Source organism: Anaerolineae bacterium (assembly GCA_013178165.1).
In the GTDB taxonomy this organism is placed as follows: domain Bacteria; phylum Chloroflexota; class Anaerolineae; order Aggregatilineales; family Ch27; genus Ch27.
In genome coordinates this window covers 19,698-33,036 of record JABLXG010000010.1, presented here as the reverse complement: position 1 = coordinate 33,036, position 13,339 = coordinate 19,698, and the positions used below count along the sequence as shown (strand labels likewise).

11 protein-coding genes and 1 tRNA gene are annotated in these 13,339 nt (G+C 63.0%); 5 read left to right on the top strand and 7 right to left on the bottom strand.

Annotation, left to right across the window (positions count from 1 at the left end; all coding sequences use genetic code 11):
- Positions 1 to 402 precede the first annotated feature (402 nt).
- Together HPY64_08905 and cydB are read left to right on the top strand one after the other, a co-directional pair.
- The gene (locus HPY64_08905) at positions 403 to 1,800 is read left to right on the top strand and encodes a cytochrome ubiquinol oxidase subunit I (GenBank protein ID NPV67247.1); all 1,398 of its coding nucleotides are present in this window, start codon (positions 403 to 405) and stop codon (positions 1,798 to 1,800) included.
- Positions 1,801 to 1,811: 11 nt separating this feature from the next.
- Positions 1,812 to 2,828, top strand: coding sequence for a cytochrome d ubiquinol oxidase subunit II (gene cydB / locus HPY64_08900; protein ID NPV67246.1), 1,017 nt, complete (start codon positions 1,812 to 1,814; stop codon positions 2,826 to 2,828).
- Between the two features lie 72 nt (positions 2,829 to 2,900).
- Here cydB and HPY64_08895 read toward each other — a convergent pair whose 3' ends face one another.
- From HPY64_08895 to HPY64_08880, 4 genes are all read right to left on the bottom strand, one after another.
- The gene (locus HPY64_08895; protein NPV67245.1) at positions 2,901 to 3,473 is read right to left on the bottom strand and encodes a hypothetical protein; all 573 of its coding nucleotides are present in this window, start codon (positions 3,471 to 3,473) and stop codon (positions 2,901 to 2,903) included.
- A 160-nt stretch (positions 3,474 to 3,633) separates the two neighbouring features.
- Positions 3,634 to 4,185, bottom strand: a complete 552-nt coding sequence (locus HPY64_08890) for a hypothetical protein (GenBank protein NPV67244.1) — start codon at positions 4,183 to 4,185, stop codon at positions 3,634 to 3,636.
- 136 nt (positions 4,186 to 4,321) lie between these two features.
- Positions 4,322 to 5,227: a HAMP domain-containing histidine kinase gene (locus HPY64_08885; protein NPV67243.1), complete on the bottom strand. Its 906-nt coding sequence runs from the start codon at positions 5,225 to 5,227 to the stop codon at positions 4,322 to 4,324.
- Positions 5,224 to 5,943 carry a response regulator transcription factor gene (locus HPY64_08880; protein ID NPV67242.1) on the bottom strand — a complete coding sequence of 240 codons (720 nt, stop codon included), beginning with the start codon at positions 5,941 to 5,943 and terminating at the stop codon, positions 5,224 to 5,226. The genes HPY64_08885 and HPY64_08880 overlap by 4 nt, the downstream gene beginning before the upstream one ends.
- Positions 5,944 to 6,192: 249 nt before the next feature.
- On the opposite strand from HPY64_08880, the gene HPY64_08875 reads away from it, so the two are divergent.
- Positions 6,193 to 6,525 (top strand): hypothetical protein, encoded by a 333-nt coding sequence (locus tag HPY64_08875; GenBank protein NPV67241.1) that lies wholly within the window; start codon positions 6,193 to 6,195, stop codon positions 6,523 to 6,525.
- Positions 6,526 to 6,610: 85 nt separating this feature from the next.
- Here HPY64_08875 and HPY64_08870 read toward each other — a convergent pair whose 3' ends face one another.
- Complete coding sequence (locus HPY64_08870) at positions 6,611 to 8,137, bottom strand: SH3 domain-containing protein (GenBank protein ID NPV67240.1); 1,527 nt, start codon at positions 8,135 to 8,137, stop codon at positions 6,611 to 6,613.
- A 192-nt stretch (positions 8,138 to 8,329) separates the two neighbouring features.
- On the opposite strand from HPY64_08870, the gene HPY64_08865 reads away from it, so the two are divergent.
- A complete protein-coding gene (locus HPY64_08865; protein ID NPV67239.1) occupies positions 8,330 to 10,066 on the top strand; it encodes an SH3 domain-containing protein in 1,737 nt (578 codons plus the stop codon).
- A 136-nt stretch (positions 10,067 to 10,202) separates the two neighbouring features.
- On the opposite strand, the gene HPY64_08860 is transcribed toward HPY64_08865, so the two are convergent.
- Together HPY64_08860 and HPY64_08855 are read right to left on the bottom strand one after the other, a co-directional pair.
- Complete coding sequence (locus HPY64_08860) at positions 10,203 to 12,080, bottom strand: GAF domain-containing sensor histidine kinase (GenBank protein NPV67238.1); 1,878 nt, start codon at positions 12,078 to 12,080, stop codon at positions 10,203 to 10,205.
- Positions 12,081 to 12,155: 75 nt separating this feature from the next.
- A tRNA-Val gene (locus HPY64_08855) sits at positions 12,156 to 12,229 on the bottom strand.
- Between the two features lie 311 nt (positions 12,230 to 12,540).
- On the opposite strand from HPY64_08855, the gene HPY64_08850 reads away from it, so the two are divergent.
- Positions 12,541 to 13,302: an HAD-IIA family hydrolase gene (locus HPY64_08850; GenBank protein NPV67237.1), complete on the top strand. Its 762-nt coding sequence runs from the start codon at positions 12,541 to 12,543 to the stop codon at positions 13,300 to 13,302.
- Positions 13,303 to 13,339: the final 37 nt, after the last annotated feature.

The following is a 13,339-nucleotide window of genomic DNA, read 5'->3' as shown; positions in this document are numbered from 1 at the left end:
TATTGCCACTTACTCCGGGTCCTGGCCGGAGCCGGGCACACCCCGGCGTAAGAGGGGACGCCGCCGGTTGGCCCGGCCTGCCGGGACTGCCTTGGGGACGGTTGCTGGTTGTGAGGGGACGCCAGCAGCCGTCCCTGTTTGTTTTCCGGGGGCCACCAGGTCACGGACCCGCGTTAGTTACATTCGTCACACATGCCCCTGCACTCCGACAATGTTGAGCGATTTAGTACGCGATCTAGAATACATAACAGGCTACCATCAATCTGTGAAAGCCGGGGTATTTTGCCGCACGGCGCCACATTCCCCTTTCGTTGCCTCCAGGCGTCCGGGCAGGCCCTTTCTTGTTGTGCGGCAAGCCGGCTGAGGTGTGGTTGTGCGGGAGATATTTGTGGAGGCGACAATATGGATTCTCTCTCACTTGCGCGGCTGCAATTTGCCATCACGACGGTTTACCACTTCTTTTTTGTCCCGTTGACGCTGGGCCTTTCCGTCTTTGTGGCCATCACGCAGACGGTCTACTGGCGCACCGGCAATGAGACCTACTGGAAGATGGCCCGCTTCTGGGGCAAGCTGTTTGCCATCAACTTCGCCATGGGGGTGGTGACAGGCATCGTCCAGGAATTCCAGTTCGGGATGAACTGGTCGGAGTACGCCCGCTTTATGGGCGATATCTTCGGTGCGCCGCTGGCCGTGGAAGCGTTGCTGGCTTTCTTCCTGGAGTCGATCTTCCTTGGCGTGTGGATCTTCGGTGCGGATAAACTGCCGCTGTGGGCGCACACAGCGGCCATCTGGCTGGTGGCGATCGGCTCCAATGTTTCGGCGCTGTGGATTCTGGTCGCTAACTCGTTCATGCAGCAACCAGTTGGCTACGCCATCGAGGGTGGTCGGGCGGTGATGACCGATTTCTTCGCCCTGCTGGCCAATCCCAACGTCTGGGTGCAGTTCCCCCACGTCTTCTCCAGTGGCCTCACTACTGCCGCCTTCTTCGTGCTGGGCATCAGCGCCTGGCATCTGCTGCGTAAGACCGAGAACTACCAGGAGGTCTTCCGGACGTCCTTCCGCTGGGCCACGGTGTACGGCCTGATCGGCGTGATCGCGGTTATCTTTATTGGCCATAGTCAGATGCAGCATATGGTGCGCACCCAGCCGATGAAGGTGGCCGCCGCTGAAGGGTTATTCCAGAGCGAAGACCCGGCGGGCCTGTCGCTTTTCACCATTGGCAGCCTGGATGAACGTGAGGAAATCTTCTCGATCCGCATCCCCTACCTGCTCAGCATCCTCTCCTACAACCGCCTGGATGGGGAGGTGAAGGGCTTTCTGGACCTGCAGCAGGAGTACGAACAGGCCTATGGCGCGGGCGTTAGCTACATTCCCCCCATCGCCATCAACTACTGGAGCTTCCGGGCGATGGTCGGCGCGGGTGTACTGATGCTGCTTGTGGGCCTCTATGCCTTCTACCTGATCCGGGCCGGGAAGCTGGAAGGGGCCGGGCGCTTCCTGCGCTGGGCGCCGCTGGCGATCCTGCTGCCCTATATCGCCAATACCGCCGGCTGGATCCTGACTGAAGTAGGCCGCCAACCGTGGATCGTCTTTGGCCTGCAGCGGGTGGAGGAAGCCGTCTCCCCGAATGTGACAACCGGCATGCTGCTTTTCTCCCTGCTCGCCTTCACCCTGATCTATGGTGCGCTGATGGCGATCGATATCTTCCTGCTGCGTTACTTCGCCATGAAGCCCGATCATGTGTTCTTCAAGGCGGATGAAGCGGATCCGGCTCTGGAAGCCGTGGAGATGACCTTCTAGGAGGGGATGAGATGATCGAGCTGAATGCCCTGTGGTTCCTGTTGATTGCCGTGCTGTTCATCGGCTTCTTCATCCTGGAGGGGTTTGACTACGGCGTGGGGATGCTCCTACCCTTTCTGGGCAAGACCGATCGTGAGCGCCGCCAGATCATCAACACCATCGGGCCGGTGTGGGATGGCAACGAAGTCTGGATGATCACTGCTGGCGGGGCGATGTTCGCCGCCTTCCCGCACTGGTATGCTACGCTCTTCAGCGGGTTTTACCTGGCTCTGGTGCTGATGCTGCTGGCTCTGATCCTGCGCGGCGTGGCCTTTGAGTTCCGCAGCAAACAGCCCGGCAAGCGCTGGCGGCAGTGGTGGGATCGCGCCATCTTCCTTGGCAGCTTCCTGCCGGCATTGCTGTGGGGGGTGGCCCTGGCCAATATCGTACGCGGCGTGCCGATCGACGAGAACATGATCTACACTGGCGATCTGCTGACCCTGCTCAATCCGCTGGGGTTGCTGGCCGGGGCAGTGGCGGTAGCCGCCTTTGTGGTACACGGCGCGATCTTCCTGGCGCTCAAGACGGATGGCGCTGTCCGTGAGCGGGCGGAAGCCATGACCAAGAAAGCCGGCCCTGTCCTGACCGTTCTGGTTGCCCTGCTGGTCGTCCTCGGCTACTTTGAGACGGATGTGCTGACGACGCAGGGCGTGGTGCCGCCTATCACAGCCATCGGTTCCGGCGCGGCGCTGCTGGCAACCGGCTGGCTGGTCAACGATAAACGCTTTGGCTGGGGCTTCTTCACGATGTGCCTGCACATCGCCCTGACGGTCATTACCGTCTTCCGCGGGCTGTTCCCGCGGGTGATGGTCTCCAGCCTCAACCCGGACTGGAGCCTGACGATCTACAACGCTTCCTCCAGCGAATACACGCTGCAGGTGATGACGGTCGTGGCCCTGACCCTGGTACCGATCGTGTTGATCTATCAGGGCTGGACGTACTGGGTTTTCCGCAAGCGCATCAGTACGAAGAGTAAGCTGGAGTATTAGGTCACTGGCGGGGACTGCGAACGGGGCGCAGCGTGGCGGTCGACCGCGCCGCGCCCCGCTGGCTGGTACCCATCAATCGGAGTCGTTCCCTGTTGCAGGGGGAACGCTCATGTCACTGGGCGAAGCTGGCGGGGGAAAAGGCAAGGGGGGCAGGCGTCTCCTGTGGCGGCGGCGCCGCTCATTCAGCACGATGGCCAGGGCTACTGCCGTCGCAATACTCAGGCTGCCGATCAGCCAGGAAGCAGCGGTGACCGTGTGGCTGAAGTCTTTCTGGATAGCTTCAACCTCTTCCGGCAATATCGGCAGTTCTCCCTCCACAACGTCTATTGCTTCCAGGTCCGGGTTGTCGACCTGCTGTTGCAGCAGCTCCAGTTGCCGGTCTACAACGTCCAGTCGCTGTTCAATGGCGCCTAGTTCGCTGGCCATGGCCGGGTCGTCGGTGTTGGCGCGTAGGGCGTCCACTGCCTGTTGAAGCTCGGCTGCTGCCTCCGCCAGTTCTTCAACACCTTCCTGCAGGTCGACCGTCGGGGTCGGACGCCGGGCTACTGAGACGGCCAGCAGGACGACAACTCCCATAATCACGAGACCCAGCACCAGTACCAGCAGGCGGTCAAATATCTCGTAAAGGGTGAATTTACGTCTCATTTGTGGTCTGCCCCATGTTGGTTGTGGCGTTCATCTTAGCCGGGCGTCTGCCATTATAATCCTGCTATGGAGCGTCCGGTGGGGGGTGAAAGAAAGGCCGGATGGATCGCCGGCCTTCCCATGTGTCTGTTTGCGGTTGCGGAGACCGTCAGGCCCTCGTTCAGGTGGACGCCTGTTCCGTGTCGCCAATGGTCTTGACCTGGCCCCGCCGCCGTAGCCAGCCGATCCAACCGTGGTTGAAGGTACGCGAGATATAGAACAGGGCAACCAGGATGACGATGGCAGCCGCGATATAGGTGGTGCGCGTAGCCTCTTCACTCTGTGGGGTGAAGATCACTGTTGCCGCCTTAGCCCCTTCGAGCGTGAGATTCACGTCTGTACCACGTGTCACCCGTACATCCGCGGTTCCCGGAGGCACTTCCAGCTCAACGGTATTGACCGCGCTGGCTCCGGTGCCCTGCCGGGTGGAACTGACGGAGACCTCCAGGGCATTGCTGGCAATGGCAAACGTACCGCGCACGCCAGTGGTGGAGAACCGCGCCAGCGCCGCTTCCTCAGCCGAATGGCTGATAACAACGCTCCCACTGCCCATGTTGAAACTGATCTCGTCCCCGGTATAGGTTCTGCTGCGCGTCGAATCGACCGCCCAGTAGACTACAGCGACGATGACGGCCAGCGCAATTAGCACCCGTAACCCTGTCTTGATATTCATAGCTTCTCCTGTCAGGAACATCACCAGCCTCGTTTTGATACTTGCAGTGTACCAGATGGGTATTCAACGGCTGTGATGTCCGCGTTCGAATCTCGATACATGGCGTATCAGATTCGAAACACCGGCTGCCGGTGACCTAGGCCAGTGGCAGGTAAAGAGTGACGGTTGTCCCCTGGCCGATCTGGCTGTCCAGGCTCACGCTGCCCTGATGCTGTTCGATAATGGTCTTGATCAGCGCCAGCCCAATGCCGTTACCGGGAATATCGTGGGTGTTCCCGCCGCGATACAACTCTTCCCATACCAGCGGCACTTCCGCTTCAGGGATGCCAATCCCGGTATCAGTCATCCGGATGACTAGACTGTCCTCAACCGGGAAGATACGCAACTCAATCCGGTCGCCGGGGACAGTATACTTGCAGGCGTTATCCAGCAGGTTGTGCACCGCCAGAAGCAGCAGATCCGGGTCGCCCACCAGCCGGAGGTTCGCTGCTTCTGGTGCCAGGTAGAGAATGTACTGGCGGTCGCGCAATTCGGGCCGTTCACGACCAAGCTCGCTGATCTCCGCGTAAAAATCCCCTACCGAAAACTCTTGGAACTCCGGGGGCAGCCTTTCCAGTTCGGCCAGTTTGCGCAGATCGGCGACCAGACGGCTCAGTCGTTGTGCTTCCATGTCCAGCGTCCGGACGATCTGCTGCTGGCTTTCGTTGGGAAGCGTCAGGGCCAGGGTGCCCAGGCCCGCTCGCAGCGCAGTTAGCGGATTCTTGAATTCGTGATCCAGCCGCTGAAGGAAGCGCAGATGCTCGGCGAAGGCTTCAGCACGGGCCTGTTCGATGCTCTGCTGACGCAGATGCTCCATTACCTCTTTGACGATCAGGACAACCGCCGCGAAGATGGCCAGACTCAAGCTGAACAGGATCAACAGCAGGTCCAGATCGCGGGAGAGGAACAGCCCTGTGCCCGGCAGTGTCACCCGCGCCAGCAGCATGACTCCGGCCAGGCCCAGGCCCAGCGGGAGCAGTAACCACCATCCTTTTCGACTCATCCTGTTGAGGCTTCCGAGACCTGCCCAACGAACCGGTAGCCCTGGCCGGTAATTGTCTCAACGAAGGTTGGCCTAGCCGGATCGTCGCCCAGGGCTTTGCGCAGTTCGGTGATCCGCGTGTCCACGACGCGCGTCCCAACCACATTATCCCAGCCCCAGATGGTATCCAGCAGGCGTTCGCGGGTAACAATCTCATCCGGGTGCAACATCAAATATTCCAGGACGGAGAATGCCTTCGGGGTGAGCGCGATCTCTCGCCCGCTTAGGTAGGTGCGACGCGCCAGCCGATCCAGACTCAGCGGCCCGCAGACCAGCTGCCGGGCGCTATGGAGCTGCCGGCCAACGTTGACTCGCCGCAGGACGGCCCGGATACGCACAACGAGTTCCTGAGGATCGAAGGGCTTGTTGAGGTAATCATCCGCGCCTTCCTGAAAGGCCATGATCCGTTCAGGTGTCCCCGCGATCTGGGTCAGCAGGATCACGGGCGTCCAGTTGCCGCCCTGCCGCAGGCGGCGCAGGGTTTCCCGGCCATCCAGGCGCGGCATCAGCACATCGAGCACGATCAGCGCAGGGGAAAGATGCTCCAGCATGGCCAGCGCTTCCTCCCCGTTGCGGGCTACCGCGACCTCAAAGCCACTTAATTCCAGAAACGTGGTGAGAGTTGAGGTCACCGACGCCTCATCGTCAACAAGCAGAATTTGCGGGCGACTGTCCATGTCTGCCTTGCAGGATGTTCAACCAGTACAAAGACGACGTAGCCGGGCGGTGATATTCGCCCATAGCGCTTTTCCGCATTGTAGCATATGCAGGTGTACCCCCTGGGCGCGGGATGTGACAATTTTGAAGCGGGGTGTGTCAGTTCTGAAAAATCTGGCAGCGCTTCCTGAAGGCGAATATGAAAACCCCATTAAAAAGGGGTGTGCGGCCCTCCCGGCATAGTATGATAGAGGCAAGGAGGGTAGCGCATGTGCATACGCGTGGAATGGAGTAACGAAGCGCAGACGGCGATCCGCATCGTTTACGAGGAGGGCTGGAACTGGCGCGATCATCACCTGGCGCTGGATGTGGTGAACACCCTGCTGGATACCGTTGCGCACCCGGTTGATTTACTGTTTGAGCTGGAGCACAGTACACCGCAGGCCGAAGGTACGGCCTGGTCCGCCGTCCAGGGCGGGCAATTGCATCCCAACTGGAGCGGGCGTCTGGCCATCATCGCTGCTGACGAAGCAGTGGCTCGCGCTATTCTGGAGGCCACCCCCACCCTGGCCGAGTCCCGGCCCGTGGCTGAGCCGGGCTAACCCACTGTAGCAACCGCTTTTCCCACAACCGGGGCAGCTTGAACGGCTGCCCCGGTCCGTTGATGGGGCGCGGAAATTCTCCGGTTCAGCCGGTCGGGATCAGCGTTTGTAGCCAGCCGCCAGCATCCGACACGCCATCGACCGCCCAGCCGGTGCGCCCATCCAGCGTGCGGATGTACCACCAGGTATAGCCGCTACCGGCAGCCGGGCCGCTCATCAGCGTGACCGGCGTGCCGTTGGGCAGTTCAAACTGCACCGGGAAGTCCGTCCCGGGGCCGCTGCGGACGCGCAGACGATCGCCTTCGGTGGTGTGCACCACTGCCGCCCCGCCAACGGTCAGCGCCGGTAGCGCCGCCGGGATCGGCGTTGCCGACGGTGGCGTCACCAGCAGGCCAGGCGATAGCGGCGGCAACACCGCCGGGAAGGGCGGCAGACCCGGGGCGGCGGCCAGCGGCGTGACCCACAGGAGTTGCCAGAACGACCCGGCCTCCGCCGTCCACAGGTTGTAAGTTCCTGGCGCACTGCCGACCGTGCGCTGCTCGACCAGTAACGGCCCGCCGGTTGGGCCGCCGGTCGGATTCAGGTACACGTAGCCATCGGGCGTCCCCCGTACCGCATAGACCGCTTCCGGGATGCTCAGCAAAACGCTGCCACCGCCGCGATCCAGCGCCCACCAGTGCGACGACCCCGGCGCGGCGGAGGTACGGATGGCAATGCGCCGCCCGCCCTCGATGTACAGCGCCTGCTCCACGATGGCCCCGCTCTGATGGAAGATCGGCTGCCAGGCAGCCCCGGCGCTCCCGGCGAACATCACCACGTTGAACGGATGAGCTGGCGTGTCGCCCGGCGAGGCGACGGGAAAGTCATCGCGCACCTCGATCCAGATCGTCTCCTGGCCGAAGTAGTCCAGGCTGATCTTGCCATACGGCCCATAAAGGCTGACCGCGCCGTTGCCCGGTTGCCAGACCAGGCTGTCGTACTCGGCGAAGCCTTCTGTGCCCCAGGCGATCGGGGCGAAGGCCACCATCCCCGGCGTGAAGGCCATGACGGCAGGGCATGTCCCGGCGTAGTTACGGCCCAGGGCGGCCACCGCCGGCGAAGTGGACGCCAGACGACCCGGCATTGCCCCGGTCGCCGTGTCCATCATGATCACTTCCCAGTCGGGGCGGGGATCGGCGGGATCAGGATAGTGGTACATCAGGCCAAAGGCCAGTTGCTTGCCGTCCGGACTAAAGGATTGGCGGCCCAGCAGGCACCCTTCGATCCGCCCGCCGGGGACCGTATAAGATGCCCGGGGTACGGCAGCCGCCAGGTCAAAGATGTAGACTGTGGTGACCTCCGCCGGGCTGGTTACACAGGCCGCCAACAGCGTCCCATCTGGCGACACGGCCAGCTCGTACGGATATTCCACCACCCCGGGCGGCAGCGGCAGCGTCAGCGACGCGCCCGGCGTGCCATCCGGAAAAAGATGCACCAGACGACCTGTTTCCTGCTGGTAGAGCCAGACCGACCACGAACTGGCCGCCGCGACCTGTTCCCCCTTCAAAGGCGCCAGCAGCGGCCCTGCCGCCAGCATCAGCGCTAACCCCAGCCGCCAGATCCATCCGCCCATAATCGCCCTCCTTACCAGCGGGTATTGCTTCGGCCTGCTGCCCATTATACAGGTAGCTTCGCTCATGAAGAACCGACGCGACGAGCGCGGGATGGGGCCGGGAGTGGCGCTGATCCTGAATATCGCGCCGCACAGCATCGTGCTACGATCAGGGTGATTTGACAGGCCATTGAGCAGTACAGGGAGGTGCTCATGTTCACGCGGATTCCCGGTCTCAAGAGCGCCGGGCGCTGGCTGCTGGCGGCGACGCTGATCCTGGCGGCGACGCTGCCGGGCACCGTCCAGGCTCAGGGATCGATCAGCTATGGCAGCGGGGTGACCGGCAGCCTGACCAGCGCCGCCCCGTTTGCCATCTATCGTTTTAGCGGCAATGCTGGTGACCAGATCACCGCCCAGGTGGTCGGCCTGACCCGTGGCCTGATTCCCAGCCTCAGCCTGCTGGGACCGGATCAGCGTCAGGTGGCCATCAGCGACGATAATCCCTTCAGCCCGGAAGGGGGGAACACCGCCCTGATCACCCACCGGCTGGCAAGGACCGGTGTTTATGCCCTGCTGGTCACCAGTCGGGAGGGGGTGCTGGGCGACTTTGCCCTGGCGCTGGACGGCCAGGCCGCTGGCATGTTGCGGCGGCTGGCAGTGGGCGCTCCGGTGATGCTTGATCTGCCGCCTGGCTCGCCGCCGGTTGACCTGGTCTTTACCGGCAGCCCGAACGCCGCGCTCACGCTCAGCCTGGCGACAAATAGCCCCGGCTTCGCCTTTCTGGCACAGGTTTTCGGGCCGACCGGACGGCTGATCGCCGGCCTGGATGGCGACGCGCTGAGCAGCATCCAGCTGACCCTGCAGCCTACCGGTGGCAACTACAGCGCGATCATCCGCCCGGTGGTGGCGGAGATCGGCGGGACGCTCACGGTGGCGCTGACCGTCGGCGCGACCGGGGCGCTCCTGCCTACGGTAGCGCCATTACCCAGCCCCACGCCGTTCCCCACGCCGACTTCCGTGCTGCCGCCCACGCCATTTGTCTGTCGGGTTACCCCCAGCGCCAGTGTCAACGTCAACGTGCGCACTGGCCCCGGCACGAACTACCCGGCCATCGGATCGCTTTTCGTCGGGAATTACCTGGACGTGATCGGGCGTAACGCGGAAGGCACCTGGTGGGTGGTCAACCTGGGCGGGCGACAAGGCTGGGTTTCGGGCAGTGTGACGCGGACGGAAGGCCCCTGTGGCGGCCTGGCAGTGATCATCCCGCCGCCCAGTCCCACCCCCGCGCCGACTTCTACCGCCGCCGTGCCGCAGATCGCTTTCACGGTCAACGGCGTAACCAGCGTGACCATCGCCCCCGGCCAGTGTGTGACAGTCGCCTGGGACGTGAACAATGTGCAGGCAGTCTATTATGAAGGCCAGGGTGTGGCCGGTCAGGGATCGCGCCAGGAGTGCCCCGCCGCCAGCCGGACGTATACCCTGCGGGTGATCCTGCGCGACAACTCGGAGGTTCTGCGCACGGTCTCGGTCAACGTTGGCGTCGCCGGAACGCTTGATTTCAGCGCGCCGCCTACCTACGGGAGTATCACGCTGAACGGCGGCTTTGTCCCCGATCCGCGTACGGTTGGCATCACCAGCGGCGGGCCGATCAATGTGGGTTACCTGGGCGGGAATTGCCAGGGTTTTGCCCGCTCCAACCCGGATTTCTCCGTGCAATACAACAATCCCGCCGGGTTGCTGCGCTTCTACTTCATCGGCGGCGGCGACACGACACTGGTGATCAACGCGCCTAACGGTGCGTGGTACTGCGACGATGACGGCCTGGGCTACCCCAACCCGCAGATTCTCTTCGGCAGCCCGGCGGCCGGGCGCTATGACATCTGGGTAGCCAGCTGGAGCGCCGATCAGTTCATTGCCGGCACGCTGTACATCAGCGAGATCAGCCCGTAGAGGCCGCCGATCGCGGCGATTCGCCGGGGGCGTTCCAGGCTACTGCCGCGCCCCCCGGCGCATACAACATGCGGGCACGTTGCCTCCTCTGGCGGCAAGGTTTGGTTGAAGTCCTGGAGGAATTTGCGGACAGGCGCTAATGCTGTCGATTGACGCTGCTACCAGGCAGCGTCTGGCTGCGCGTGGAAGGGGAGGCGACAGGCGGCGTGGCTGGCTGGGTGGGGGCGGTATTGCTCTTTTCTGCCTCGTTCGCTTCAGCAGCCAGCACTTCCGGCTCGATCTCCACGATCAGGATGATGCGCGTGCCCTGACCTTCGGCGCTTTCGATACGCAGCGTGCCATCCAGCAATTCGGCCCGTTCGCGCAGACTGAGCATCCCCAGGCTGCCGCGCTGGTCGTAGTTGGCGTCTACCGCGCCGACGTCAAAACCGACACCGTCATCCTGAACCTCCAGGACCAGGTAGCGATCCTGGCGGGCCAGCCGCACCCAGATGTGTTCTGCTTCGGCATGTTTGCGGGCGTTGTTGACCGCTTCCTCCACGATATTGAAGATCACAGTCTGATCGCGGGCGGAAATATAGCGGTCGACGTTCTCCTGAATCTCCAGGATCACGTTCTGGTCGTGTGTCTCCCGCATTTTGGTGGCCAGCTCTTTGAGCGCCGGGAGCAGCCCCTGCGTTTCCAGGATCAGCGGACGCAGGGTGAAGAGCATGTGGCGGAGTTCTTTAGAGGTCTTACGGGCCAGTTCTTCCACCTTCTGCAGTTCCGCCGGGACCTGATCAGGGTCGCGCTCCAGCAGGCGGCGGATGTAGTTGACGCGCATGGCGATGGCGGCGACGGCCTGTGTCGGGCCATCGTGCAGGTCGCGGCTGAGTTGCTTGCGGGCGTCTTCTTCGACCTCGATAATCCGCTCTTTTTCCTCCAGCAGGTTCTGGTATAGCGTGGCGTTCTGCAGGGCAATGGTCGCCTGGCTGGCAATCGCCGAGAGCAGTTCAACATGATCTTCGCTGAAGGCGTTAGGGAGGTTGCAGCCGAAGACCAGCACGCCATAGTTGTCAAAGCCAGCCCGCAATGGCACGCACAGGATGCTCCGCGCATCCTGAAAGGCGACGAAGTAGCGCAGTTCCGGGTCGCGGCGGGCGTCGCTGGTGAAGACCGGCTCCGCCTTTCGGAGGGCCAGACCCAGCGCCCCCTGCCGGCCGGGAACCTGTTTCTTCATATCGGCGTGAGTCAGGCGGCGAGCGTTGGCGACTTTGAGCTGGCCGGTATTTGCGTCATAGAGCAGCACGGCGCTGACCACGCGGGCATTGGAGCCGATCTCGCGCAGGCCGACCACGCCTACATCCAGCGCGGCATCCAGCACGGCCTGGTAATTGAGCGTGGCGCTCAATGTGGAGGCCATCTCGTAGATGGCGCGGACCTGTTCCCGCGCGGCGCGTAACCTGCTGGCCTCTTCCTTTTGCGCCTTGAGGGCGGCCTGATGCCCGATCCAGCCCAGCGAGGCGGTGCTAACCGGCAGGCCGATATACGCCGCGATCAACAGCAAAGCGCCACTGGCCAGCATGACCGGCGTGATCTCGCCGCCGTAGGGGGCGATGGCAAAGCCATACAGCAATGGGGCCGCTACCGCCAGCGTGATAGCGGCAACCGCACTGTGGCGGCTGCCCACGCGCAACGCGCCAACCACGATCGGCAGTGTGCCCGCCCCCAGCAACACTGGCGTCAGACCGTGCGACGCCCAGAACAGCAACAGGGTGTAGGCAGTATCAAGGGCGACGCTGACCGTGCCTGGAATCGGGCTATCCGAGGTCGTCCAGAGCAGCAACCCGGCGTTGGCCAGCGCCAGCAGCGCGCCCAGCACCGCCGCAAAGAGCAACCGCCCGCGCAGCACCTCGCCGTGTTGCGGGTCCAGGGCGGGCATCCCCAGCGCCAGGATGACGACGCCGGCTACCAGCAGCCAGCGCAGAATCGATAGTGAGCGATCCAGGCGGGACAGCGTGTTGCGTGTTATCAAGAGGCGTGTCCCCTCCCACAAACGAAAGCCGCGGGAACGGCGTTCACGCGGCAACACGGGCTTTGTGCTTTTCTGTGGGCGCGAAGGGACTCGAACCCCTGACCTCACGGATGTGAACCGTGCGCTCTAACCGACTGAGCCACGCGCCCGTTGATGCACCGTAGTATAGCACAGCGCCGCCGCATTGACAATGGTCTGGTGCAGGCCGCCGCTGCCCGCACGCCGGTCGGCAAGTCTCCCGACTCCTTCTCAAAACCGCGCCGCACATGCTGACACCCTGTAGTGTAATCGATCTGTGCCGAATTGAAAACCTTTTTGGCGGGGAAAACGCCTGAGGCGTGGCGCGAAGACGCCCGGCACAGTATGCTCAGGCCGCGCGTGGCTGACTGTCCGCTGGAAGAGGTGAAGGGTGAACGACGTTTCTCGCCCGCTGGCTGCTGTTCGCGGGTTTCTGCTGGATATGGATGGCACACTCTACCTGAGCGATCGCCTGCTACCCGGTGCAGCGGACTTCCTGATCTATACCGCGCGGGAAGGGTTGCCTGTCCTGCTGCTGACCAACAACTCATCACGCAATGGCGCCGCGTACGTCCGCAAACTGGCCGGGCTGGGGCTGACCATCCCCCCGGAGCGCATCCTGACTTCCGGCTCCGCCACAGCCCAGTACCTGCGGACGCAGACCCCGTATACCCATCCGGCCATCTTTGGCACGCCCGATCTGGTCGAGGAGTTCCGCGCCTTTGGCTTTGAGTCCGATATGGGTACGCCGGATTGCGTCGTCCTGGGCTTTGATACCACGATCGATTACGCCCGCCTGACTCGCCTGTGCGACCTGGTGCGGGCCGGGCTGCCCTATATCGCCACCCATCCTGACTTCAACTGCCCGGTAGCCGGTGGTGTCATCCCCGATATTGGTGCGATCATCGCCTTTGTGGAAGCATCAACCCGCCGCCGCCCGGAAGTGATCATCGGCAAGCCCAACCGCCATATCCTGGATATGGCCGCAGCGCGGCTGGGACTGCCGCTGGAGGCGCTGTGCATGGTCGGCGATCGGCTGTACACCGACATCGCTATGGGGCAGGCGGCGCCGATCCAGACCGCCCTGGTGCTCAGCGGGGAGACGCAGGCCGCCGATCTGCCGGGCAGCCCCTTCCAGCCGGATCACGTCTTTGAGAATCTGGCTGCGCTGCTGGCGGCTCTGATCGCCCTGCGCGGGGGGTGAATCGGCTCTGGAAACACGCCGGGGATTTGCTATAATC